Below are 26792 nucleotides of genomic sequence, written 5' to 3'. Positions count from 1 at the left end.
GGAGTTTAAAAACTAATTATTAAAAATATTTGTAATGAAAATATCTAAAAACTTTTATATCTCTTTGCTTGTTGTCTTTACATGCTTTTACTCTTGTAAAGAGGATGACGATATATTCCAATCAACAAGTAGTCCTAAAAATATTTCAGAAATTGTATCCGAACGACAGAGTTTGTCTGTGCTTGCTGATGCATTAGCTCAGGTGCGTTTAGATTCTACTCTAAGTAGTACAACTACTTATACGGTTTTTGCGCCAAACAATTCAGCTTTTAGTGACTCAAGCATAACGTCATTAACAAATGAAGCATTAGAGAATGTGTTGTTAAATCATGTATTAAGTACAGTTACAGCTGATTTTACAGGTGGAATGGAAACGGGTTATTTAACGACTTTAGCAACTGGTCCAGATGATAATAATATTAGTTTTTATACAAATACAGAAGGTGATCTTATATTTAATGGAGTAGCTTCATTGGTAGATAACGGGTTCGACTTAGGGGCGACCAATGGAGTTATTCATACTGTAGATGCTGTTTTAATGCCGCCAACAGTTGTAGATCATGTTATGGCAAATCCTGATTATTCTAGTTTAGCAAGTGCCATTGCATTATCTGGATTAAGTGAAACATTGTCAATATCAGATCCTGAAAACGAAAATTATCCTTATACTTTATTTGCTCCTAATAATATAGCATTCGAAGCCTTAATAGCTCAAGTTAATGGTGCTTTTGGATGGGTGTCTTTAAGTGATATTCCAGAAGCGGTATTACAACAAATTATACTATATCATGTCGTTTCTGGTGCTAACACACGTTCTTCAGAGGTTGATGGTACAACGCAGACTTCCATGCAAGGAGATTCATTTTCCATTAGCGGAACACTAATAGATGATGCCACTTATAATGATGCAGAAATTGTTCTTGTAGATATTCAAGGAGTAAATGGTGTAGTGCATGGTGTTGATAAAGTCTTATTACCAGAAGATGTTTTTCAAAGCATATTAAGTGCAACCTTAAATATTGTTGAGAGATCTAATGATAGAGGTTTTACAACCTTTATAGAGGCGGTAGAAAAAGTGGGTCTTACAAATAGTTTGTCTACGGATGAGTTAACTGCTTTTGCACCTAATAATGATGCTTTTGTAGGGCTATTTGCAGCAATAAATAATTTTGAAACTTTAGCAGATTTTGATACACCTGAAGAATTAACGGTATTAACCGATTTAATAAATTATCATCTTCATGCTGGTAGTTTAATGGCAAGTCAGTTGACGGATGGTGGAACAATATCTACACTATATGGTGATGATATTACCGCAGATTTATCTGGTGATAACGCGAGATTATTACCGTCTTTTGGTGATGCAATTCCATCTACTATTACAATGGCGAATATTGGAGCCAATAATGGTGTTATCCATGAGATTAACCGCGTTTTAATCCCAGAAGCATTATTAAGTGCTCTTGGTATTGAAACAGGTGAAGGCGGACTATGTCCTGTAGGAGATCCTTCAATGGTATTCTTCGATTGGGATGCAAACGGACCTTGGTGGGGAAATGTTGTTGCAGAAAATACGGCTGCGTTAAGTATTGACGGTAGCTCGTATGGTAGAGCAAATTTCCAAACAGGAGGTGTAGGTTGGCAGGATTTATTTTGGAGAAACGATGCCGGAACTTTTAATGGTGCAGCAGTAGTAGGTAGTAATCTAAGTAGTTATTCGTTAAAATTTGATATGAATGTTATAGAGCCTATGACAGATGGTATGGTGAGAATTAGATTTAATGATGCCGATGGTGTAGATGCCTTTTATGATTGGGCACCTTGGAATGACACCGGTGAGCCTTTTACAACTGACGGATGGGAAACGATTGAAATTCCACTTTCTGTATTAGGTGTTCCAGACTTTAGTTTAGTTGATGCGGAATTCGGAATGGCATTCGAAGGAGCAGATGTGTTGTTAAATTTTGCGATAGATAATGTGCGTTTTGATACACCAGGATGTGGAGGGCCAGATCCTATAGATGATACGTCTTTAGTATTCTTTGATTGGGATGCTAATGGACCATGGTGGGGAAATGTTGTAGCAGAAAATGATGTTTCACTAAGTTTAGATGGTAGCGCTTACGGTAGAGCAAATTTCCAAACGGGAAGTGACGGGTGGCAAGATTTGTTCTGGAGAAATGATGCCGGAACTTTTAATGGAGCATCAACTGTAGGTTCAAATTTATCGGGTTACGTCTTAAAATTTGATATCAATACTTTAGAGCCATTAACAGCAGGTATGTTTAGAATTAGATTTAATGATGCTGATGGAGTCGATGCCTTTTATGATTGGGCACCATGGAATGATACAGGCGAGGCATTTGATTCAGAAGGTTGGACAACCGTTTCTATACCTTGTTCAATACTAGGCGTGCCAGATTTTAGTCTCGTTGATGCAGAATTTGGAATGGCATTTGAAGGCGCAGATGTATTATTAAATTTTGCGATAGATAATGTCCGTTTTGAAGCTTTATAATAATTGATTTTTAGCAAGATTAAGTCCCTGTAATTATTTTTTACAGGGATTTTTTTATGTAATAGAGTATGAAATATTCTAGTTGCTTGCATTCTTTTTGTAAGATTTACTAATGCGTAAAGATTTGAAGGTATACCAACGCGTAATTAATAGCTCTAAAACATTCTAATTCATTTTGTTTTAATATTGAATAATTTGATAGGAAGCATTAATAGTTTAATTTTGACCTACAATATTTAAATGCTTAAAAATCTTAAGATGACTGCCTTAGTGAACTTCACTCAAAAAAAGATATGGAATGTCGTAGGTGCTTTGGTTGGCTGGTTTGCAGTTGTCGGACAATTAGTGTTAATTATCATCAACAGGCAAACAGATCTTTTTGAAACTGTCATTAGGTTTTTTAGCTATTTCACTATTTTAACGAATACGCTAGTTGCGCTTTATTTTACATCCCAAATCTCAACTATTAGAGCGCTAAAATTTCTAAAAAACAATGCTTCATTAACGGCCATTACAGGTTTCATCCTTATTGTCGGTCTGGTTTATCAAATTGTTTTGCGTTCCATTTGGCAACCTTCAGGTTTTCAAATGGTAATTGATGAGCTTTTACACACTGTTATCCCAATGTATGTACTTGTATATTGGTTTATGTTTATAATATTTGAAGATTTAAAACCACGACTGCTTTTTTCATGGCTTTTATACCCTTTAATTTATTTTATAGTCATAATGTTTAGAGGAAGTTTTTCAGATTTTTATCCGTATCCATTTGTTGACGCTACAAGTATTGGGTATACAAAGGTGTTCGGTAATTTCTTGGTATTGAGTGTTATTGTTATGATACTACTCAGTATTTTATACCTATTAGCTCGATTTTTTAAAAAACAATAATCATAAAACTTATAGTATCATGAAAATTAAATCAATTTTGTTTATTTGCTTCTTATCACTTGTTACGGCTTGTGGTTCGGAAAAAGGAATGTCTAATAACGAGCAACTTTATAGTGCGACTTGGCAATTGGAATACATGTCTGGCTCACGAATTGCTTTCGATGGCTTGTTCCCTAATAAAAAACCTGAACTTACTTTTGATAAAACGACAAGTAAAGCAACAGGTAATAATAGTTGTAACGGGTATTCAGCGTCTTATACTTTGGATGGTAAATCAATTTCTTTTGGTGAACCAGGACCTACTACTATGATGTTTTGTGGTAAAGGAGAACAAGAGTTCTTGAGTACGATAAAAAAAATAGATGGATACAACATTGATGCCGATGGCAAACTGAATTTAATGTTAGGAGATGTACCAATGATGCGATTCAAAAAAACACAATAATGATACGACTTATTTCTGGCTTTCTGTTTGTAGGATTCTTTATGTTTTCTGCATGTAACAATGCTACTAATAAACAGGAGGCTTTACAACAAAGTGTTACCAAAAACACAGAGCATTCTGACGCAGTTAATACTAAGGTGTCTAAAGATGAATCTGCTAATAACGATAGCAATTATTTCAAAGCAAGTGGTGCGGAACCTTTCTGGGGATTAGAGATTAATGAGAAGTTAATTGTTTTTAAAACGCCAACGGATTCCATAAATATGCCACACGCCGAGCCTATTTTAGCGCAGGATTCTAATGTGAAACGCTACAATATTGAGACAGAATCAACAGAGATGACTATTCAAATTTCGCAAACAGATTGTGTCAATGATATGTCTGGAAAAGTATCATCTTATTCTGTGACCATTGATTATAATAAAAAGGCTGAAGCGGAGTCTCAAAAGCTAAAAGGCTGTGGTTATTATGTTACTGATTATCGCCTACAAGATATTTGGATACTTGAAACCTTAAAAGGGAAAATAATAACCAAAGCAGATTTTAAGCAAGAATTTCCTACGATTGATATTAAAACTTCAGAAAATACATTTTCAGGTTTTGCTGGCTGTAACAAAATGAATGGTAAGCTTTTTTTTGAAAAAGGATTGCTTCGATTTACAAATATTGTAACTACGGAAATGTTGTGTGAGCCAAATAACAAAGAATCCGAATTTTTAAAAGCATTACAGAGTAGCACAACATATGCAATTGAAAATAATAGATTAACCTTATCAAATCCATCAGGAATTACGATCGTATTCAAAAAAACGGATTAAAAACTAAACACTAAATATTATGAAATATTCAAATTCTAAAAACGCAAACGTTAGTGCTATAAGTAGAAAAGTAGTACTCTTGGCATTCGTTGCTTTTACCTTTTTTAATTGTAAAAATAAAGAGGATAAACCAGAAGAAACCATTAAAGAAGTTCCTATGGTGGAGGAAGTCGTAATAACGCCAACACTTGAAAAAGGCTGTTATATGTATAACGAAAATGGTAGCCTAGTCAATATGGAGATTACAAAAAACGATAATCCAGTAGAGGCTAATTTGACCTATGCTTTTGCTGAAAAAGACAAAAACACAGGTAGCTTCACTGGAGAGTTTAACTACGGTAAACTTGTTGGTACGTATACCTTTCAATCTGAAGGTGTCGAAAGTAAAAGACAAGTCACTTTTATGCTTAAGGATAATCAATTGGTGGAAGGTTATGGCGAATTAGATGAATCCGGAACAATGTTTAAAGATGTGAATTCTGTCAATTACTCATCTACAATGCCATTATCAAAAACGGATTGTAAAGAATAAAGAGCAGAATTTTTGATTAAAAAGTGTAATTCCATTTCTGGTCATCAATAGAAATTTATTTAAATGGTGCTAAAAAAAATAGCTGTATTTATTATACTAGTCCTGTCAATTTCGATTTCTAAGGCTCAAGAGCTAGAAGAAAATGAAATAGGACTTAAGTCTTTATCAGAAATATGGGATTTAGATAAAGAAACTAAGCAAGGCGTATTTAAGCTAAGATCATATAAACCCGTGTATGTAACCGCAGGTAGAAGGTCTAATAATCCGAATAAATTGCCTTACAGTGAAAATCCAGATTTTTCTTCAACTATTCCTAAAGAATTTAATAATTATGAAGCTAAATTTCAGTTAAGTTTTAAGACTAAATTGGCGGAATCATTATTTTTTGGAAAAGGAGATTTATGGGTTGGTTATACTCAAATTGCGCATTGGCAAATTTATAATACAGAATTGTCTAGAGCCTTTAGAGAGTTGAATTATGAGCCAGAACTTATGTTGAATTTTCCTTTAGATATTAAAATTGCAGGACTCACTTTAAAGATGTTTGGTGTAAGTTTTAATCACCAATCTAATGGTAGAGATTTACCAAGGTCGAGAAGCTGGAATCGAGTGATTTTCAATTTAGCGTTAGAAAGTAAAAACTTACAAATCTATCTAAGTCCTTGGATTAGATTAAATGATGAGGTTGATGAAAATCCGTTAATCACAAACTATATAGGTAATGGAAGGCTTAAGGCTATCTATAAGCTAAAAAAGCACACATTTTACGCAATTGCTACGAATTCATTTTCGCTAAAGGATAATCATGGTAGTTTAGAATTCAATTATCTATATCCTATAAATAAGGATTTACAAGTACAAGCACAATTTTTTACAGGATATGGGGAAACATTAGTAGACTATAATCATTATCAGAGTACCTTTGGCATTGGTGTATCATTTGTTAATTGGTAGTGCCTAAAACAGTATTATTGATTTATTACATTAGAGTAATCTATTTGAAATAGTAAGTCATAAAAATCAAAAAGTATAATTTATTTTCAAATGGTGAAAACAAATAATAAAAAGGGTATTCTTATTTTAGTGTTGAAATGGTTATTAGGTGTGGTCGTCGCTTTGCTCATCTTCATGTTTGCCATTCCTCAGATATTTAATGATTATATCTCTCAAGAAATAAAAAAAGGAATCAACGAAAATTTAAGATCAGAACTACAGTTTAAGGCGTCCGAAATATCATTTTTTCGTCACTTTCCTTCGTTAACCTTTTCTTTTGAAGAGGTTAATTTAGCAGAGCCTGAACCGTTTTCTAAAGAACGTATAATAACAGCTAAAGAGCTCGGCTTTGGTATTAATATTTTTAAATTAATTTTCTCAAATGAGTTGAAGGTCGAAGAAACGTATTTAACGGATTGTGATATTCGACTTGTTAAGGATAAGTTTGGAAGAAACAATTATGATAATATCTTTTATGTAGACTCTATATCTAGCCAAGATGATTCTAGTTCGCTCGGTTTAAATTTGAATCTAGATAAACTCAAAATTAAAAATGCTAATGTACTTTATAAAGATGAAGAGAATGGCATAACAATAAAATCCAATGGCTTTAATTATAAAGGCAAAGGTGGTCTAGATAAAGGAATTTTAGAGTTGGGTTCACAATTGGATATTGATAGTATCGATGTTATTTTTGATAAAGTAGAATACCTAAAAGGTAAAACGCTAAAGGCAAAATCCTTTACAATCTATGATACTAAAACGCTTTCTATAGAATTAGATGACAATACTATTTCATTGAATGATTTAAATGTCAATTTTAATGGGAGATTAGATGTTTTTGATGATGGCCTTTCTTATAATGTGGTTTTCAATACAAAAAACGGCACGCTACAAAATGTGGTAAGCGCCCTTCCTCCAAAATATACCGAATGGTCCAAAAGTATGGATATGAACGGTGATATTGATGCCACTTGTAACCTAATTGGCTATTCCGGTACCGTTCCCGATTCGCTGAAAAGAGAACATGTGTCATTGGATTTGGTTATAAATAATGGTGAAATAGCACATAAGACAGCCAATCAGAAATTGGAAAATATACAGGTAAAATTCAAAGGGTCTTTAGAAAATGGATTAATGGATTTTCGTTTAGATAACCTAAATTTTAAACTACAAGATGAACTCACTGCAGGGAAATTGGTTTTAAAGGGGAGAGAAGATTCGCTCTATGTAAAATCCAATATTCAGTCTAAGGTAGATTTGACGATGCTTAACGAAACTTTGCAATTACCAGATTTTAAATTTAATGGTATCTTATGGTCTAATTGGAATATGGAAGGTGTTTATCAGCCCTTAGCATCAAAATTTCCTAAAACCGAAGGAAGCTTTAAGCTAACCAATGGGTTTGTACAGACTTCAGGACACCCTGAGCCTATTAAGAATATAAATATTGATGCTTTAGTTCAAAATAATGGAAATAGCTATTCAGATTCTTCTTTAAAAATCAATGCGCTAAACTTTAGTTTTCTGGAAAATAAATTTGCAGCAAAAGCATTTTTTCAGAATTTTGACCAACCTGAATATGAAATCAACAGTGTCGGTAGTATCGATTTTACCTCACTTCATCAAGTTGTTGATTTACCTTTTTTAATTTCAAAGGGAGCGCTAAAAGTTGACTTAAATTTAAAAGGACAGCTCAGTAATCCAGATGATGAAAACTCTACAAGCGTGACGCCGAACTCACATTCTGGCACACTAGATATTGTTGAGAGTATACAAATTGAAACCGATGTGCTACCACAGCCGCTTTTAGTTAAGGGCGGGAAGTTTTTGTTCTTAGATGATAAAATGGCATTTTCTAATCTAAATATCCAGCATGAGAGTACTCAGGTTTCTATGAATGGTTTTTTTCAAGATTATCTAAATTATGCTTTATTTTCTAATGGTATTTTACGTGGTGATGTGAAATTGGAATCCTCAAAAATAGTTGTTACAGAATTTTTTCCAAAGAAAGACCAGTTAACTAGTCAGGCGGTAGAAGAATTAGATAGTGAAGCCGCTGTAGTTGAAGAGGTGATTAGTGGAGTGATGCAAGTGCCAAAAGATATGGATATCACTTTTCAAATTCAGGTAGATACGCTTAAATATAATTTATTAAATATTAATGAGTTATCAGGTGTTTTGGGGATTAAGGATCAGGGACTTTATCTTAAAAGTAGTGATTTAAAAATGGTTGATGGTAACGCGCAAATCGAAGGGTTTTATCACCCCTTAAATCTTAATGAGGCGATTTTTTCAATGGACATAGAGGCTAAAAATCTTAATATAAAGAAAGGATATGAAACGATTCAGCTCTTTAAAGAGTTGGTTCCTGCTGCCGAAAAGGCTTCAGGTAATGTTTCTATAAGTTATAACATGTCAGGGTCATTAGACAATCAAATGCTGCCTCTTATGCCATCTCTTAAAGGAAAGGGTACGCTGAAAGCGCAAGATTTGCAATTTGAGGGCTATAAGCTTTTAGGGACAATATCTAAAGAATCAGGATTTGGAAAATTAAATGATCCTTCTGTAAAAGAAATAGCAATTAACTCAACTATAGAAAATAACATCCTAAAGATGGAAAGATTTAGGTTTAAGGTTAGTCCTTTTCGTATAAGAACAGAAGGAGAAACCTCTTTAGACGGTATGCTTAACCTAAAAATGCGTATTGGTTTACCTCCATTAGGCGTTATTGGTATTCCAATTGTAATTAATGGTACTAGTGAAGATTTTAATATTAAACTAGGAAGCAAATCCCCAGATTTAGATGAGTTTAAGAATACGGGGGATAGCTATTCGGAAGAAGAACTGCAAAGGGTGTCTATGCTAAAGGATTCTATTCGTGAGGGGATGACTATTGATGAAATTGATGAAATGCAACGGAAAATAGAAAAAATAAATTTAGATTCTTTAAGGGTAAAGGCAGTAGATACGCTCAAAATTCAGCAATAAGATATTTTTTTGTCGAAGGAATTATAAAGGGGTGTGTGGCTCTTATAATAACAAAGAAAAGTGAGTTGTCTCTAAGTTAGGTTTCTTGTAAAAACCAAAAAACCTGCAACTTTCTAATAAATAGACTGTTACAGGTTATGGTGGTGGTGCCTCCAGGAATCGAACCAGGGACACAAGGATTTTCAGTCCTTTGCTCTACCAACTGAGCTAAGGCACCAATTGCTTTGTTAAGCGGGTGCAAATATATAAGCATTTTTATTATTAACAAAAGGAATTACATAAAATTTGAATTTATAAATTTGCAAATAACAAAAATTGATATGAATCTTATTGTAGATGTGGGGAATACGTATGTTAAGTTTGCTGTTTTTTTTAACGCAGATTTAATTTATAAATTAAGTTTTAAGCTAAATGAGTTTAAAAAACAGTATGAAATCGTAAAAAAAGACTTTCCAAAGTTGAAAAAAGCGATCATTTCATCTGTTGGTCACTTGTCAAAAGAGCAAGTAGAACTTATAAAAAATGATTTAAATGTGATGGAATTAACATCAGAGTTAAAATTTCCATTTAAAAATGACTACCAAACACCAAAAACATTGGGTGTAGATCGTGTAGCTTTAGTTTGTGCTTCGGTAAATCAGCTTCCAAATAAAAATGTTTTAATTATTGATGCAGGTACCTGTATTACATATGACTTTGTTACAAAAGAAAATCATTACAGAGGAGGTGCTATTTCACCAGGATTAAGATTGCGGTATTTATCTTTAAATAATTTAACAGCGCATCTTCCGTTATTAGAGACCAAGACACCCGATAATATTATTGGAAACTCAACGGAGTCATCAATTCATTCAGGTGTTGTTTATGGTGCAATTAATGAAATTGATGGAGTAATTAATCAATATATAGAAAATTACTCAGATTTAACAGTTATTTTAACAGGTGGAGATAGTAAATTTTTGTCAAACCAATTAAAAAATACCATATTTGCGAAATCAAATTTTCTTTTAGAAGGTTTGAATTTCATTCTAGAATATAATTCAAAATAATGATAAAACGTTTTATTGTAATATGTATTACAATTATAAGTTCTGCAGCTTTTGCACAACAAGGTACAGGTTCTCCATACTCATTTTACGGTATTGGAAGTCTAAAGTTTAAAGGAACTGTAGAGAACCGTAGTATGGGAGGCATGAGTGTTTACTTAGATAGTATACATTTTAATTTGAAAAATCCGGCGTCTTACGCAGGGAATCCTTTAAAAGGGCCTTATTTCAATGGTGAAAGCAGACCAGTGAAATTTACAGTTGCAGGTACTATGACTGAATCTACATTAGAAAGTAACTTTGGCGAGGCAAATACCAATAGTACTATTTTTGATTATTTGGCTGTATCAGTGCCTTTAGGCAAATTTGGACTAGGGTTTGGTTTATTGCCATACACTTCGGTGGGGTATAAGCTAGACGACATTACTGATGACAGTGTTATTGTCAATCGTTTTAGTGGTGAAGGTGGTCTAAACAGAGTTTTTGCTGGTTTGGGGTATCAAGTGACAGAAAAACTGAGTGTTGGAATGGATTTCAACTATAACTTCGGAAACATACAGAATGTCGCTCTCGAAATTCAATATACTCCAGAAGGTGATGTTGTACAGTACCAAACAAGTGAATTTAATAGATCTGATTTAAGTGGTTTAAACGTTAATTTTGGTTTGAATTACAAGACCATGATTACGGATAAGTTAGAGTTGTCTATTACAGCAACGTATGCCCCAGGAAATAAACTTAGTTCAGATAATATAAGAACATTGTCAACAGTTACTGTTGATGCTACTACGCTTCAAACCACATCAGTATCTAATACAATTGAAGCAGACCTTGGCGAACAAAAAAGCACAAAATTAACTTTACCGGCAACAGTGTCTTTTGGTGTAGGTGTCGGAGATCCAAAATCATGGTTTGTAGGTACAGAATATACTTATCAAAGCTCAGCTGATTTTTCTAATCCTGTTTTTCCTAATCAAAATTCTACTTTTGAAAATTCTTCAAGGATTGCTGTTGGTGGTTTTTTTATTCCAGACTACAATGCGTTTTCAGGATACTTAAAACGAGTAGTTTACAGGGCTGGATTTAACTTTGCAAATACTGGTTTAGTTGTAAAAGATGAATCCATAAAGGAGTTTGGCATATCTTTTGGTTTAGGTTTACCAGTTGGGAATCGTAATATGTTCTCTAATGCCAATTTAGGCTTAGAATTTGGAAAACGAGGAACAACTAATCAAAACTTAATTCAAGAGAATTTTATAAATTTAAATGTAAGTTTATCTTTGAACTCTCGATGGTTTGAACAAAAGAAGTATAACTAACAAAATAACTAAAGATGAAGACGAGAATTACAATACTTTTTTTAGCACTTTTTATGAGTGTTAATTTAGGGTTTGCTCAGCAAGATGAAGAATGTATGAATAACCTATCAATTTTTGATAGTTATGTAAAAAGCAAAAAATACGATGATGCTTATGGACCATGGAAAATAGTTAGAGAAAAGTGTCCTAAGTTTAATAGAGCGATATATGTACATGGTGAAAAAATCCTAAAGCATAAAGTTGAAAACTCGTCTGGAGCAGAACAAGTAGCACACATTAAAGATTTAATGTTGTTATATGATCAGAGTAGAGAGCATTTTGAGTCTAGATACGACCTTGGTGAAATCTTAGTGGATAAAGCTAACTTAGCTTACAAATACAGAAAAGAGTTAAATATGTCAGACGAACAAGTCTATAACATGTTTGATGAAGCGTTTAAAAAAGATGCTAAAAACTTTGATAGTTCAATCGGGCTTTATACTTATTTTTCATTAGCAGTAGATTTATTTGATGCGCAAAAGAAAACGGCGCAACAAATGTTTGATAAGTATGATGATGTTATGGGAATGATTGAATCTATAGAAGAATCTTATACAGAAAAACTAAACAAATTAGTAGAAAAGGAGGAAGCTGGTACGGCATTGACTAAAAACGAACCAAAGTACAAAGCTAATTTCGAAGCTAATTTAGCGGCCTTTGATAAAGTGAAGTCTAGTATGGATCAAAAAGTTGGGGAAAGAGCAACTTGTGAAGTATTAATTCCATTATATGAAAAAGATTTTGAAGCAAACAAAACTAATGGCGAGTGGTTACAACGTGCTATGAACAGAATGTATGCTAAAGAATGTAAAGAAGATCCATTATTCTTAAAATTAGTTCAACAAAAGAATACTATTGAGCCAAATGCTGATACTGCTTATTACCTTTATATTCTTACAGGTGAGCAAAAGTATTTAGATCAGACTATTGCTTTGTCAACAGATCCTTTAAAAAAGGCGAAGTTATACAAAGGTTTAGCTAATGAGCTTAAATCTAAAGGAAGCTACGGAAAAGCAAGACAATATTACATGGAAGCTTTAAAACTTAACCCTTCAGATGGTTCTCCGCACTTATCAATTGCTAGCATGTATGCTAAAAGCGCAAACAACTGTGGAGATACTAACTTTAATAAAAGAGCGGTGTTTTGGTTAGCAGCACTTGAAGCTGAAAAAGCAGGACGAGTAGATAGTCGTTTAAGAAGTGCAGCAGCTCAGTCAGCAACTAGTTATAGAGCAAGTGCTCCTTCAAAAACAGATATTTTTAACTGTACATGTGCAGGTGAAGTTATCCAAATCGGTTGTTGGATAGGGCGTTCGGTAACGGTTCCTAAAAATTAATGAGAAAACATTTTTTACATATCATTAAAAACTTAGTCACAGCAATCGTTGTGACTTTGTTTTTTTCGTGTAATAATGACTTTAACGAAGTTCAAAAAGTTGGTGTATTACAAAATCAGCCTATTGGTGAGGCTGAAAACATAGATTTAAAATATACTGAGGTAAAAGAAGATACGGTTAGGTTACTCGCCAATTTACTAAGTCCGAAAATGTTAGATTATTCTAATCGGAATTTTGCATTTAATGAGTTTCCGGATGGAGTTGTGCTTTATGTCTACGATGATAAAAAAAATAAGACTACAATAACCTCAGATTATGCCATTGTCTATTCTGAAACGGATATCATTGATTTGCGAGGCAATGTGCAAATTGCAAGCCACCAAAGAGATACGTTATTTACAGAACAACTATACTACAACCAAAAGTTAGAGTGGTTATTTACTAATGAACCTTGGCTATATGGATCATTACATGGTGTTGGATTTGATTCGGATAAAGACTTTAAGAAGTTTCAGATGTTAGAAATGGGAGGGGATTATCAATTTGATAATTAACTATCTTTGCACCATCATTAGTTTGCTTAATTAATACATGAGCCAAGCGCTAAACTCAATCCTAATGTTTTATAAAGAAGACATGCGCAAACTCCATGTAATAAATAAAAACCAATAAAGATCAACACATGAAAATACAGAAGATTTTTCATTACGCTTATATTATTTTTGCAGTGCTATTTGTATACGATGCCATTACTAAATGGTCTGATAATAGAAACGGTGCTTATATGTCATTAGTTTTCGCTGCTTTGGCAACGTTTATGTTTTTCTTTAGAAAACGCTTCAGCAAAAAGTTTGAAGATCGTAATAACCAATAATTCATGACTTCCGACATAGTCATTATTATAACTACACTTATACTTTCAGCCTTTTTCTCTGGTATGGAAATCGCTTATGTATCTTCCAATAAAATTCATATTGAGTTAGAGAAGAAGCAAGGAGATTTCTTAGGGAGAATTTTGGGTAAACTTACGGCTAAACCTTCAAAATATATTGCAACCATGCTTATTGGAAATAATATAGCACTGGTTATCTATGGTTTTAAAATGGGTGAGGTTTTGGTAAGTTGGTTTCAGACCAAGTTGCCTTCAGATAGTCCGGCACTAACTTATATGCTTGTCGATTTACAGTTGTTAACTCAAACGGTGATTTCAACTCTAGTAATTTTAATTACAGCAGAATTTTTACCTAAAGTATTCTTTCAAATTTACGCTAACACCTTATTAAAGGTATTAGCCTTTCCAACGTATATTTTCTACATCTTGTTTTCGTGGGTTTCAGATTTTATTATTTGGATTTCGGATGCTGTTTTAAAATACATATTTAAAGCAGAAGGAGAAGATGTTGTTTTGGCAATGACTAAAGTAGAGCTTGGTAATTATATTACTGAACAAATGGAGTCGGTGGAAAATCATGATGATGTTGATAGTGAAATTCAGATTTTTCAGAATGCTCTAGAGTTTTCAGAAGTAAAGGCACGTGAGGTAATGGTGCCACGTACAGAGATCACAGCTGTAGATATTTTAGATTCTATTGAAAATTTAAGACAACTTTTTATAGAAACCGGTAGAACTAAGATTCTTGTTTATAGAGACAGTATCGATGATATTTTAGGCTATGTCCATTCTTTTGAGCTGTTTAAAAAACCCGAAACCATTAAATCCATAATTATTCGTGTTGCTTTTGTGCCCGAAACCATACTTATTAAAGATGTGTTGAATATCTTAACCAAGAAACGTCGAAGCATAGCAGTGGTTATTGATGAATATGGTGGTACCTCTGGAATTATGACTGTTGAGGATATTGTTGAAGAATTATTCGGTGAAATTGAAGATGAGCACGATACGATTGAAATGGTCGAAGAGCAACTTAATGACAATACTTATAAATTTACAGCAAGACTAGAAGTCGACTACATTAACGAAACCTATAAGTTGAATCTTCCCGAAAGCGAAAATTATGAAACCTTAGGTGGGTTAATCGTACATGCTACAGAAGGTATTCCGCAAGAGAATGACGACGTTCAAATTGAAAATTTCAAGTTTACAATTACAGAAGTATCTTCTACAAAAATTGATGAAGTTATACTAAAGGTTCTCGATGTGGATTAATCAATTTTTAGCGTTTCAAAAATTAGAATCTTACAGTTATTTCTTTATATTATAGTGAAGTTATTTAGGTACATTTTAATGAAATTTTGAATAAAGCTTCCTACGCTTATAAAAACTACGCTTCTCCTTTTATTATTTAGTAGAATATACTATTTTCGCAGACTTATTTACACCAAATTAAAGACATTACAAAAGACTATGGCAGTTTTAAATAAAATTAGACAACGCTCACTAGTATTAATATTAGTAATTGCATTAGCGTTATTTTCATTCGTAATTGGAGATTTATTCAAAAATTCTGATGCCCTAACAGGAGGATCACAAGATGTGGTTGCGACTATTAACGGAACAGATATCAACCGAAATGAGTTTCAGCAAAAAGTAAAAAGCTATCAAGATAGATCAGGTGGAAGACAAACATCTACACAATCTATGAATGCTATTTACAACCAAGAAGTGCGTAGAATTGTATTACAGTCTGAATTTGATGAATTAGGATTGTCTGTCGAAAAAGACGAAATGAGAGATTTATTGAAAACTAGTTTTTCTTCATATCCAGAATTTCAAGATGCAAACGGAAACTTTGATGTTAATCGTTTAAATGCATTTATTGCAAACTTAAGAGATTTAAATGGTGACACTGCTCCATTAGGAAACTTCTTAGTGAACTATGAAAGTTGGACAAGCAATGAACAAACTATTGCTGCAAATGCAATTCAGCAAACCTATTATAATATGGTTAAAGCTGGTATCGGTACAACAGTTTCTGAAGCAGAAGAAGATTATTTAGGTGATTCTAAAACAGTAGATATTAGTTATGTTCAAGTACCTTATACAACTATTGCAGATAGTTCGGTTGCTGTTTCTAAAAGCGAAATAACTGCTTATATGAAAAAGCATGAGGATACATACAAAACGGATGCGACTACAGAAGTTGTTTATGTAGAATTTAAGGAGGGAGCTTCTAAAGCCGATGAAGATAAAATAAAAGCAGATTTATTAGCTTTAAAATCGGATAGAACAGAATATAACGAAAACAGTAAGAATACAGAAAAGATTCAAGGTTTTGATTCTGCTACTGATGTTGAAGAATTTGTAAATTCAAATTCAGCTATTAAATACAATGATGCTTTTTTAAGAGCAGCACAATTACCAGCTGTAGCTAAAGACACGTTAATGAAATTAGGTGTTGGTAGTTACTACGGACCTTATAAAGATGGTGAATTTTATAAATTGTCTAAAATTGTTGCAACTCAACAATTACCAGACTCGGTAAAAGTTCGTCATATATTAGTTCCTTTTGTAGGTGGACAAAGAGCAGATGCGTCTGTGACTAAAACACCAGAAGAAGCTAAGAAAACTGCAGATAGTATTTTTGCACAAATTAAAGCAGGTACTAAATTTATGGATTTATTAGAATTGTCTTCTGATAAAGTAAGTAATGAGCAAGATGGTGAAATTGAATTTGACTATTTAGCAGGAATGGCACCAGAATTTAAAGCATTTGCTTTTGATAATAAAGAAGGTGATATCGATGTTGTACAAACCTCTTTCGGTTACCATATTATTGAAGTATTAGAGCAGAAGAGTTTTAATAGTGCAGTGAAAGTTGCAACAATAGCAAGTAAAATTGAGCCTTCAGATCAAACACTTCAAGATGTGTTTAACGTAATGTCTAAGTTTGAAATCGCTGCTAAAGATGGTGATTTTAATGCCTTAGCTAAAGAAGGTGATTTAACTGTAAAACCGATTACATTTGAAGCGTTAGATGAAAATATTCCAGGTCTAGGAAGTCAAAGAGAAGTAGTTCGTTGGGCTTTTGATAGCGATACAGAAGCTGGTGATTTTAAGAATTTCCCGATATCTAATTTTGGTTTTATCGTAGCTAAGGTTGTAGAGAAGAGAGAAAAAGGTTTAATGAGTACAGAAGATGCTTCAATTACTGCATTACCAGAAATAAGAAAAGAGAAGAAAGCGAAAATGATTCGTGAGAAGATTACAGCAACTACAGTAGCTGATGTCGCTAAAAATCAAGGTCAAACTGTTAGAACAGCAGCTGCTGTTACTATTAAGAACACTACCTTATCAGGTGCTGGTGTTGAGCCTAAAGTTGTAGGTGCAGCATTTGGATTAGCTGAAGGAGCAACGTCTAAACCTATTGATGGTGAAAAAGGTGTTTATGTTGTGCAAGTAACTAAAGTTAACGAAGCTACGAAGTTAGATAACTACGGAGCTATTGTAAACAGATTAAATGCTGAGCGTAGAAATACAGTACAGACTAAAGTGTTTACAGCATTAGAAAAAGCTGCAGATATAGAAGATAATAGAGCTAAAACGGTTTACTAACCTTATAGCAATTAGAATACGTTGAAATGGCTTTGCAGAAATGTGAAGCCATTTTTTTTTTGTACTATAAAATCATGTCTTTATAGCTTAAAACAATAGGAAAACCTTTGGCATTAAAATAAGCCGTTGGGTCTTCTTTAGAAGCCACCAATACAAAATCACCTCCCCAAGCTCCTAAGCTTTTTATGGCTCCTTCAAAATCAGAAAATAGGCGGGTTTTAATAGGGCTTTGTTCTATGAGGCTAGAAATGATAGTTTCATGAGTCTCAATTAATTGTTTAAAATCTGAAAGTGACGTACAAGAAGTCATATCATCAGTAATTGTATTGAGTTTTGCTATGGTATCAGAATTAATTTTCCCAAGTGTTTTATAAGCTGAAATCCCATCCCTACTATTTTGCTTCTGATTGAGATATACAAAATAGAGGTGATGTTTAAATTCAGGGTGGAAATCAACTGTTGTTACCAATGGGTTTTGTTCTGGTTGTAATTGAAATGTGATTGACGTGTTATTTTGAGCACAAGCAATATCATAACCACTGCCTCCAAATGTTTTTTGAAGTAATTGATAGGCATCAACATTAGCCCAGTCTGCTATATTATTAATTAAAGTTGAAGACGTACCCAAGCCCCAAAGTCTATTGAAGTCTTGATGGGTTGTAATATCGTAACCTTGATCTGAAGCTAAAAATTCAGGATTTAAACTTTTAGTTGTTTTTAAAATTTGTAACAACCGTTTTTTAACGTCATTGTTCGGTTGGCTTTTTTCGTCAGTCGTCGTAATCTCATTAAATGATATGAGACACTCAAACCAAACCTCATTGAGTTCATTATAACTCTTCCAATTAATTACGTTAGAATCATTAGGCTCAACAACCAAACTCTGCCCATATTTAGTTGGAATCGCCAAAGCTTTGGCTCCATCTAAAACAGCATATTCTGCTGTGAGTAATAGCTTTCCGTTACTTCTGTATGTTGTCGGTTGTGGGTTCAAAGTTTAGCGTTCAAAAAATTAAGTAATTAAGTTATTAAGGCGTTGCAGCTCTGCGTCTTTGCGTCTTTGCGAGATGTTCCATCCGAGTAAGCATTGGAATTTAGTTTTTACTATTTGAAATTTTCCTAGTCGCGAATTTGTTTTATAGCCTCAACAACCGCACTATGCGTTACCACATTAGTCTTAAAATGTTCGATTAAAGTAATTTTTTCAGCATCTGTAGCTTCAAACTGATTCAAAATATTCATAAGGTGCATTTTCATATGCCCTTCTTGAATACCTGTTGTCGTTAAAGATTTTACAGCACCAAAATTCTGCGCTAACCCTGCAACAGCGACAATTTTCATTAAGTCTTTTGCTGTTGGTTTTTGAAGCATTTCCATTGAAAATTTTACTAAAGGATGTAAGTTTGTTAAGCCGCCAACGGTTCCTAAAGCTAAAGGAATTTCAATCCAAAATTTAAAAACACCATTTTCAATTGAACAATGTGTTAAACTTGAATATTTGCCATCCTTTGCGGCATAGGCATGTACGCCAGCTTCAACGGCTCTAAAATCATTTCCTGTAGCTAAAACAACGGCATCAATACCATTCATAATCCCTTTATTGTGCGTTACTGCTCTATAAGGTTCTATTTCTGCAATATTAACGGCTTGCTTAAATTTTTGCGCAAATTCTTCCGGATTCGGAATGTCTTTACTTTTTAAATCTTCAATCTTGCAAGAAACTTCAGCACGCACCAAACATTGTGGGACGTAGTTAGAAAGAATACTCATTACAATTGAAATATGCTTCTCTTCATCATTAAAACCGTCAAACTGTAAGGCTTCATTTTTAAAAGTCGTCGCGAATTGCTCTAAGCACGTATTGATGAAATTGGCTCCCATCGCATCTAAGGTTTCAAACGTCGCATGCAGCTGATAATAGTTTGGTAAATCTTCGGATTTGTTACGTAATTGAATATCTAAAATACCTCCTCCTCTACGTTCCATGCTTTTAGTCATGGACGCTGTATCACGGATTAATTGTGGTTTAACGTGTTTAAAAAAGGCTTCGAGTTTATCAAAATCACCTTTATATATAAAATGAACTTGACCTATTTTTTCAGTAGATAATACTTCAGCTTTAAAGCCACCACGATCCAACCAAAATTTAGCAGCTTTACTTGCGGCAGCAACAACCGAACTTTCTTCAATTGCCAATGGGATGGTGTACGTCGTCTCATTAATTAAAAAATTAGGAGCAACACCTAGTGGTAAATAGTAATTAGTAATGGTGTTTTCAATAAATTCATCGTGTAACTTCTGAAGTTTATCATCTGTATTCCAATACTGTTTAACAAGTGCTCTTGCACTATCTTTATCTGTGAAATACGTGTTTAAAAGCCATTCAATCTTTTCGGATTTAGAAAGCTTAGAAAAGCCAGAAATGGTATGAGGCATGTTAGTTCTTTTTTTTGTAAAAACAAAGATACTAGGATTGGTGTAAAATGTCTCCTTAATCGATTTTAAATGCCGATTTACTGTTAATAATAGCGATTTTTTGCATAATTTTTAGTAAACTTGGCATTGCTTTATTAAAACATGAAATTTAAGAAAAGAACATGCTAAAAATAGTATTGATTCAGAAAATAATCAATAACGAGCAGGTTCTAAGCTTTTATAAATACTAAATATAAACACATGAATTTGAGACATCTTGCAGCTGTTTTTTGCTTTTTAATGACCTCATTAGTTTTTTGTCAGGAAAAACAAATCACGCTTCAAGACATTTGGAGTGGAACTTTTAGAACAGAAGGCATGCAAGCTTTACATTCAATGGAGAATGGAAATCAGTATTCAGTTTTAAATTTTGATAGGCAAAGCCGAACATCTACCATAGATATTTACGATTATAAAACGTTAGAAAAAGTAAAAACCTTAGTGTCTTCAGCTGATATTTCTGAGATTCAAGGTTTTTTTGATTATTCATTTAATGCTGACGAATCTAAAATAATTCTAACTACAAAATCACAACCCGTTTTTAGACGTTCTACTTTAGGTGAATATTACATATATGATATAGCTTCGAAAGATGTGACTAAAGTATCTGATGATTTAGTGCAAGAACCAACATTGTCACCAGACGGCACTAAAGTAGCTTACGGATTTGAAAATAATTTATTCGTAAAGGATTTAAAATCAGGAAACGTAGAGCAGTTAACTACAGACGGCGAAAAGAATAAGATTATTAACGGTATTACGGATTGGGTTTACGAAGAGGAATTTAGCTTTGTAAGAGCTTTTGATTGGAATGCAGATAGCAACCAAATTGCATTTATAAGATTTGATGAATCTGAGGTCCCTGAATTTTCTATGGACGTGTATGGTTCAGATTTATACCAGACACAACATGTGTTTAAATACCCAAAAGCAGGTGAAGCGAACTCTAAAGTATCTTTGCATTTATATAATTTAAATTCAAAAAAGGGTTCGGAGTTAAGTGTTACTAAAGATTACGAGGATTTTTATATTCCTAGATTAGAATGGACAAACGATGCTAATGTGTTGAGTGTTCAGTTTATGAATCGTCATCAAAATGAATTAGATCTTTGGATGATTAATACTAAAACAAAGACTTCAAAAGTAGTTTTAGCAGAAAAAGATAAAGCCTATATCGATGTCACTTTCAACTTAACGTTTTTAAAAGATAATAGTTTTATTTGGACGAGTGAGTTAGATGGTTTTAATCATGTCTATCATTATTCAAAAGATGGTAAACTTATTAACCAAGTTACTAAAGGCAATTGGGAAGTTACGGACTACTATGGTTTTAATGAAAAAGCCAATACTATTTACTACCAATCCACAGAAAATGGTTCTATAAATAGAGATGTATATTCTATACAATTAAACGGAAAAAACAAAAAGCGTCTTACTGAGAAAAATGGAACAAATAGTGCTTCTTTTAGTGCTGACTTCACCTATTTTATTAATACGTTCTCAAGTGCAGCAACACCTCAAGAATACACGTTATACAGTTCTAAATCGGGTAAAGTTGTTAAACAAATTAAAGATAATGATCAATTAGCCAAGAAACTCGAGGGCTATGTGATGTCTGAAAAAGAATTCAGTACTATTTCCGTAAATGGAAATGATTTAAACATGTGGACGATTAAGCCTAAAGATTTTGATGCGAATAAAACGTATCCTTTATTTATGTATCAATATTCAGGTCCAGGTTCGCAGCAAGTGGCTAACCGCTGGAATAGTACAAATGATTACTGGTATCAGATGCTAGCGCAGCAAGGTTATATTGTAGTTTGTATTGATGGAAGAGGAACAGGTTTTAAAGGAGCCGATTTTAAGAAAGTTACTCAAAATGAATTAGGAAAATTTGAAGTTGAAGATCAAATAGAAGCTGCAAAACAATTGGGGGCGTTAGATTATATAGACGCTGAAAGAATTGGGATTTGGGGCTGGAGCTATGGCGGTTTTATGAGTAGTAATGCACTTTTTAAAGGAAATGATGTCTTTAAAATGGCAATTGCGGTCGCGCCAGTGACGAGCTGGAGGTTTTATGATTCTATTTATACTGAGCGTTATATGACAACACCTCAAGAAAACCCAACGGGTTATGATGAGAACTCACCAATAAATCATGTAGATAAACTTAAAGGTGATTTTCTGTTAATTCACGGTACTGGAGATGATAATGTACATGTGCAAAATACCATGAGAATGGTTGAAGCATTAATTCAGGCAGATAAACAATTTGAATGGATGATTTATCCAGATAAAAATCACGGCATTTACGGTGGAAACACAAGATTACATTTATATAAGAAGATGACAGATTTTATTCATCGTACATTGGGCGATAAATTAAATAAGTAAAAGTAACTTTGAGAGTGTGATGGTGCTCATTCATTTTTCTTTACCAAAAAACATTTTAAAGACAGAATAAAAACATAACTAATAAACAAACCTAAAAACTAAACTTATGAACCAAGAAAATGATCCAGCTTTAATCAAGCATCTGAATAGAAAAGGTATTGATGATGCAATGGTAATGGGACATCCAGCAGGATTGTTCGTGCTATTTTTTACAGAAATGTGGGAGCGCTTCAGTTATTATGGAATGCGAGCACTATTAACTGTGTTTTTAATAACAGAAATTGGCAAAGGAGGCTGGGAATGGACTAATGCAGATGCTATGCAACTTTATGCTTGGTACACTGGTTTGGTTTACTTAACACCACTTTTAGGTGGAATATTAGCGGATAAATTTACAGGATTTAGAAAAGCTATTTTATTAGGAGCATTAATTATGACTTTAGGACATGCGTCCATGGCCTTAGAAGGTATTAGTCCTAATTTTTTCTACGCAGGTCTTGTAATGATGATTTTAGGAAATGGTTTGTTTAAGCCAAATATTTCTTCAATGGTAGGAAATCTATATCCAGATTCAAGTTCTAAAAAAGATGCTGGTTATACTATTTTTTATATGGGTATTAATGCAGGTGCTTTCTTAGGAATGTTACTTTGTGGATACATTGGTGAAAAAATAGGATGGCACTATGGATTTGGATTGGCTGGAGTATTTATGCTATTTGGTATGTTACAATTCTATTTTGGACGTAATATATTTGGTGTTGTTGGTGAAACCCCTAAAAAGCAATTTGAAGCTGAGTTAGATAAAATTGCAGATGATGAAGATGAAATTGAAACTCCTGCTCATATTGTAAGAGATAGATTAGTGGTTGTTGGTGTGCTAATGGTTGCCAGTATTTTCTTCTTCTTTGCTTTTGAGCAAGCTGGTGGATCTATGACTGTTTTTGCAAAAGATTATACACAGAGAGTTTTAGAAGGTAATTCAGGTGTTATTTTTAAATGGATAGATGCTATTTTAACTATTTTTCCAATTATAATAGTGTCTTGGGTGCTATATGGTTTAGGTAAGAAAATTTATAAGACCTATCCATTAACCATTATATTCACAGGAATATCTTTTTTAATTATTTGGTTTTTAGGTGGCTGGAAAGTATATAGAGAATTTAGCCTTGAGCAGACTGAAGTAACGGTGTCTTGGTTTCAAATTTTGAATTCTTTTTTCATTATCACTTTAGCATCTTCATTTAGTAAAATGTGGGAAAAAGTATGGAATCCTTCAGGACCTGTGAAATTTGCAATGGGATTGGCTTTAGTAGGAATTGGATTTGTTGTTTTGTCTATAGGGTCTAATAGTATCCCTCAAGGTGCAACTAGTGCTTCTGTAAGTATGGTATGGTTAATAATGGCTTACTTTTTTCATACAACGGGAGAATTGTGCTTGTCACCAGTAGGACTTTCGTATGTATCTAAATTATCTCCTAAGCGTTTAGCAGGATTGTTGTTTGGACTTTGGTTTACAGCTTCGGCAATTGCCAACTTTATAGCAGGTATGACAGGATCTTATATTGATGAAATCTCGCAGAAGTATTCTATGTCTACCTTTTTCTTAATTATTGCTGCTATACCAATGTTCGCTGCGGTAATCTTATTGATTTTAAATCCGAAATTAAAGAAAATGATGCACGGAATTAATTAAGAATTCACTCTAACTAAATTATTTTTTATGAATACTGACATCGAAAATCTATTTAAAGATAAAGTTCTTGGTCATCCTGCTGGACTTTTTGTATTGTTCTTTACTGAAATGTGGGAGCGCTTTTCGTTCTATGGAATGCGTGTACTACTTGTTAATTTCCTTACCATGGCTGCTATTGGCTATAATCCAGGTTGGGAATGGACAGTAGAGAATGCAGGTGCGCTTTTTGGAACTTATGCGATGTTACTTTATATTACACCGATTATAGGTGGTTGGCTAGCTGATAAATATACAGGGTATCGCTGGGCAGTTATTATTGGGTCTTTAATAATGACGGCTGGCCATGCATCTATGGCTTTAGAAACTGAATTCTCATTATACTTTGGATTGTTTCTTTTAGTAGTAGGTACAGGGTTTTTTAAACCAACGATGACATCTATTATTTCTGATATGTACAAAAAGAACCCAGAAAAGAAAGATGGTGCTTATACCATTTATTATATGGGTGTAAACGCTGGTGCATTTTTCGGAATGATGCTTTGTGGTTATTTAGCTGAAAAAGTAGGTTGGGCTTATGGATTTGGATTGGCAGGGATTTTTATGCTATTAGGAACCATTCAATTTTGGTTGGCAGGTCCATTATTCGGAAAAATAGGTGCTAAGCCATCTAAAGTTCATGAGGTAGAATTGCCGCAAAACATTAATGAAGAAAGTGTTGAAATTTCGGAAGAAGAGATAGAAGAACGTCCTAATCCTTTCACAACTTTAGATAAGGTTTTAATTGTTATAGCATCAATTATAGGTTTAGGTTATGCAGTTAATGATCCAATGTCTAAAATTGCTGGTATCGATATGTTCGCCTTTTTACAAATAGGTGATTTTGAAGGTCAATACACGGCAGTTTTATTTGCTTTAGCATTATTTTTAGTTTTAGTAATAGGTCGTATTTTAAGGTATACAGCTGTCGTCAGAGATAGAATGATTGCATTTATAATATTTGCGTTCTTTACGGTGTTCTTTTGGATGTCTTTTGAGCAAGGTGCGTCATCATTAGTGATTTTTGCTAGAGATAATGTAGATAGATTGTTGAGCGGAAATTCGGCGATAATATTTAATATCGTAAATACATTACTTACGGTTATTCCATTGATTATTATTTCTTATGTGCTTTATATTTTATGGAAGAAAACATTTAAAAAAATACCAGGTTCAAATATCGTACTAGTCATATGCTTCTTATTAATGTGGACAATTGTAGGGTGGATGTTAAATAGAGACTTTAATACTACAGCTTATGATGTGAGCTATAGTGCTATTGAGCAGCCTGAACTAGATGATAAAGGTGAGCAGGTTAAAAACGATAAAGGTGTATTGCAATTTAAATACATACCTGTGACTCAAAGTACAGTAACTAATTCGACACAAAAGATTGTAACAAAAACAATTACTGTCGGGGAACCTTATGCAGATTATAAAGTAGGTGATAGTAAAGTCCTTATTAATAAGAATAAAGAATTAACAGAATTCTCATTTGTGTCTACCGTAGATAAACAAGCTGAGTTAGTTGCTAATGCAAAGAATCTAGGTAGAGATACCGGCTTTGTGGACGCAACAGTTACTAAGGTTAGAGATAACGAGGTTGAAATAACAGTATCTTGGTTTAGTATTCTAAATTCATTCTTTATTATTGTATTTGCTTCATTCTTTTCTAAATGGTGGGAAAGTAAATACAACCCAAGTGCAGCAACAAAATATGCATTAGGTTTATGTACTATGGGAATTGGTTTTGGTTTGCTAGCCTTTGGTGCTTTTGGTCTTGTAGATGGCGTAAAAGTAAGTATGGTTTGGCTGATTTTAGCATATCTGTTCCATACACTTGGAGAGCTCTGTTTATCACCTGTAGGCTTATCTTATGTAAGTAAATTGGTGCCAGGCAGAATGATAGCGCTTATGTTTGGTATGTGGTACTTAGCCATTGCTATTGGTAATAAGTTAGCAGCAGTAGTTGGTGGGCAAATTGAAAATATCACGAAGGAGTATAGCTTATCTACGTTCTTCTTAATATTTACAATTGTGCCAGTTATCGCAGGACTTTTCATATTTGTGTTAAACCCAGTATTGAAAAAACTAATGCACGGTGTACGTTAACAAAAACCGTTAAAAATATCTAAAATGCTCCTGTTTAGGAGCATTTTTTGTAAGTTCGGCTCATTATTTGCAACAAATCGAATATGATGAAAAAAATAACCTTAGGATTAATCGCTGTTTTTGCATTGTCATTAACAGCAGTAGCACAAGAGATTAATTGGGTAACTTTAGAGGAGGCTTTAGAGCTTCAAGAAAAGGAGCCAAAAAAAATATTTATGGACGTTTACACCAATTGGTGTGGTCCATGTAAAATGTTAGATAAGAATACATTTCAGAATCCCGATGTCGCAGCTTATGTCAATGAACATTATTATGCGGTTAAATTTAATGCAGAGGGAAATGAAGAAGTGACTTACAAGGATCAAACATTTAAGAATCCAAATTACGACGCTACAAAAGCAAATAGACGCAACAGTTCGCACGAATTTTCTCGATACTTAAAAGTACAAGCCTATCCAACGATGGTCTTTTTTGATGAAGAAGGTGGATTTATTTCCCCAATCACTGGATATTTAAAACCACAGCAATTGGAGTTGTACTTAAAACTTTTTCAAAGTGATAAACATAAAGAAATGACGTCGCAAGAACAGTTTAATGAATATTTTAAGTCGTTTACTCCAGCGTTTAAAGAGTAGTAAAC

The 26792-nt window shown here is 33.5% G+C and carries 20 protein-coding genes and 1 tRNA gene; 18 read left to right on the top strand and 3 right to left on the bottom strand.

What is annotated here, in order from left to right; all coding sequences use genetic code 11:
- The first annotated feature begins 34 nt into the window (after positions 1-34).
- The 7 genes from DFQ09_RS01755 (at position 35) to DFQ09_RS01725 (ending at position 9188) form a co-directional block, all read left to right on the top strand.
- Entirely contained in the window at positions 35-2518 is a 2484-nt protein-coding gene (locus tag DFQ09_RS01755; RefSeq protein ID WP_115807868.1) for a glycan-binding surface protein, read from the top strand.
- A gap of 258 nt (positions 2519-2776) precedes the next feature.
- Positions 2777-3409 (top strand): Pr6Pr family membrane protein, encoded by a 633-nt coding sequence (locus tag DFQ09_RS01750; protein ID WP_115808397.1) that lies wholly within the window; start codon positions 2777-2779, stop codon positions 3407-3409.
- 19 nt (positions 3410-3428) lie between these two features.
- Positions 3429-3854 (top strand): META domain-containing protein, encoded by a 426-nt coding sequence (locus DFQ09_RS01745; protein WP_115807867.1) that lies wholly within the window; start codon positions 3429-3431, stop codon positions 3852-3854.
- Positions 3854-4672 carry an META domain-containing protein gene (locus tag DFQ09_RS01740; RefSeq protein WP_115807866.1) on the top strand — a complete coding sequence of 273 codons (819 nt, stop codon included), beginning with the start codon at positions 3854-3856 and terminating at the stop codon, positions 4670-4672. The genes DFQ09_RS01745 and DFQ09_RS01740 overlap by 1 nt, the downstream gene beginning before the upstream one ends.
- Before the next feature lie 19 nt (positions 4673-4691).
- Complete coding sequence (locus DFQ09_RS01735; RefSeq protein ID WP_115807865.1) at positions 4692-5204, top strand: hypothetical protein; 513 nt, start codon at positions 4692-4694, stop codon at positions 5202-5204.
- Positions 5205-5267: 63 nt separating this feature from the next.
- The gene (locus DFQ09_RS01730; protein ID WP_115807864.1) at positions 5268-6158 is read left to right on the top strand and encodes a phospholipase A; all 891 of its coding nucleotides are present in this window, start codon (positions 5268-5270) and stop codon (positions 6156-6158) included.
- 90 nt (positions 6159-6248) lie between these two features.
- Positions 6249-9188 (top strand): AsmA-like C-terminal region-containing protein, encoded by a 2940-nt coding sequence (locus tag DFQ09_RS01725; RefSeq protein WP_115807863.1) that lies wholly within the window; start codon positions 6249-6251, stop codon positions 9186-9188.
- A 141-nt stretch (positions 9189-9329) separates the two neighbouring features.
- On the opposite strand, the gene DFQ09_RS01720 is transcribed toward DFQ09_RS01725, so the two are convergent.
- Positions 9330-9405: transfer RNA gene (locus tag DFQ09_RS01720), tRNA-Phe, on the bottom strand.
- Between the two features lie 103 nt (positions 9406-9508).
- On the opposite strand from DFQ09_RS01720, the gene DFQ09_RS01715 reads away from it, so the two are divergent.
- From DFQ09_RS01715 to DFQ09_RS01685, 7 genes are all read left to right on the top strand, one after another.
- Positions 9509-10237, top strand: a complete 729-nt coding sequence (locus DFQ09_RS01715) for a type III pantothenate kinase (protein WP_115807862.1) — start codon at positions 9509-9511, stop codon at positions 10235-10237.
- The gene (locus DFQ09_RS01710) at positions 10237-11553 is read left to right on the top strand and encodes a hypothetical protein (RefSeq protein ID WP_115807861.1); all 1317 of its coding nucleotides are present in this window, start codon (positions 10237-10239) and stop codon (positions 11551-11553) included. Before DFQ09_RS01715 ends, DFQ09_RS01710 begins: the two co-directional genes overlap by 1 nt.
- A 14-nt stretch (positions 11554-11567) precedes the next feature.
- Positions 11568-12929, top strand: a complete 1362-nt coding sequence (locus DFQ09_RS01705; RefSeq protein ID WP_115807860.1) for a tetratricopeptide repeat protein — start codon at positions 11568-11570, stop codon at positions 12927-12929.
- A complete protein-coding gene (gene lptC / locus DFQ09_RS01700) occupies positions 12929-13483 on the top strand; it encodes an LPS export ABC transporter periplasmic protein LptC (protein ID WP_115807859.1) in 555 nt (184 codons plus the stop codon). The genes DFQ09_RS01705 and lptC overlap by 1 nt, the downstream gene beginning before the upstream one ends.
- Before the next feature lie 128 nt (positions 13484-13611).
- Entirely contained in the window at positions 13612-13803 is a 192-nt protein-coding gene (locus DFQ09_RS01695) for a hypothetical protein (RefSeq protein WP_115807858.1), read from the top strand.
- Positions 13804-13806: 3 nt separating this feature from the next.
- Positions 13807-15096, top strand: a complete 1290-nt coding sequence (locus DFQ09_RS01690) for a hemolysin family protein (RefSeq protein WP_115807857.1) — start codon at positions 13807-13809, stop codon at positions 15094-15096.
- A 198-nt stretch (positions 15097-15294) separates the two neighbouring features.
- Positions 15295-17442, top strand: coding sequence for a SurA N-terminal domain-containing protein (locus DFQ09_RS01685; protein ID WP_115807856.1), 2148 nt, complete (start codon positions 15295-15297; stop codon positions 17440-17442).
- A 64-nt stretch (positions 17443-17506) separates the two neighbouring features.
- Here the strand turns inward: DFQ09_RS01685 and DFQ09_RS01680 are convergent, their stop codons facing one another.
- On the bottom strand, positions 17507-18436 hold the full coding sequence (locus tag DFQ09_RS01680) for a GYDIA family GHMP kinase (protein ID WP_115807855.1): 930 nt from the start codon (positions 18434-18436) through the stop codon (positions 17507-17509).
- A 125-nt stretch (positions 18437-18561) separates the two neighbouring features.
- Positions 18562-19938, bottom strand: coding sequence for a hydroxymethylglutaryl-CoA reductase, degradative (locus DFQ09_RS01675; RefSeq protein ID WP_394347261.1), 1377 nt, complete (start codon positions 19936-19938; stop codon positions 18562-18564).
- A gap of 180 nt (positions 19939-20118) precedes the next feature.
- On the opposite strand from DFQ09_RS01675, the gene DFQ09_RS01670 reads away from it, so the two are divergent.
- The 4 genes from DFQ09_RS01670 to DFQ09_RS01655 all read left to right on the top strand — a co-directional run bounded on the left by DFQ09_RS01670 (position 20119) and on the right by DFQ09_RS01655 (position 26787).
- Positions 20119-22311 carry a S9 family peptidase gene (locus tag DFQ09_RS01670; RefSeq protein WP_115807853.1) on the top strand — a complete coding sequence of 731 codons (2193 nt, stop codon included), beginning with the start codon at positions 20119-20121 and terminating at the stop codon, positions 22309-22311.
- Positions 22312-22417: 106 nt separating this feature from the next.
- On the top strand, positions 22418-24004 hold the full coding sequence (locus DFQ09_RS01665) for a peptide MFS transporter (RefSeq protein ID WP_115807852.1): 1587 nt from the start codon (positions 22418-22420) through the stop codon (positions 24002-24004).
- A 27-nt stretch (positions 24005-24031) separates the two neighbouring features.
- Positions 24032-26152, top strand: a complete 2121-nt coding sequence (locus DFQ09_RS01660; protein ID WP_115807851.1) for a peptide MFS transporter — start codon at positions 24032-24034, stop codon at positions 26150-26152.
- Between the two features lie 83 nt (positions 26153-26235).
- On the top strand, positions 26236-26787 hold the full coding sequence (locus DFQ09_RS01655; RefSeq protein WP_115807850.1) for a thioredoxin family protein: 552 nt from the start codon (positions 26236-26238) through the stop codon (positions 26785-26787).
- Positions 26788-26792 lie beyond the last annotated feature (5 nt).

This window comes from Winogradskyella pacifica (assembly GCF_003386275.1).
Lineage (GTDB): Bacteria > Bacteroidota > Bacteroidia > Flavobacteriales > Flavobacteriaceae > Winogradskyella > Winogradskyella pacifica.
This window is presented reverse-complemented; position numbering and strand designations above follow the sequence as displayed.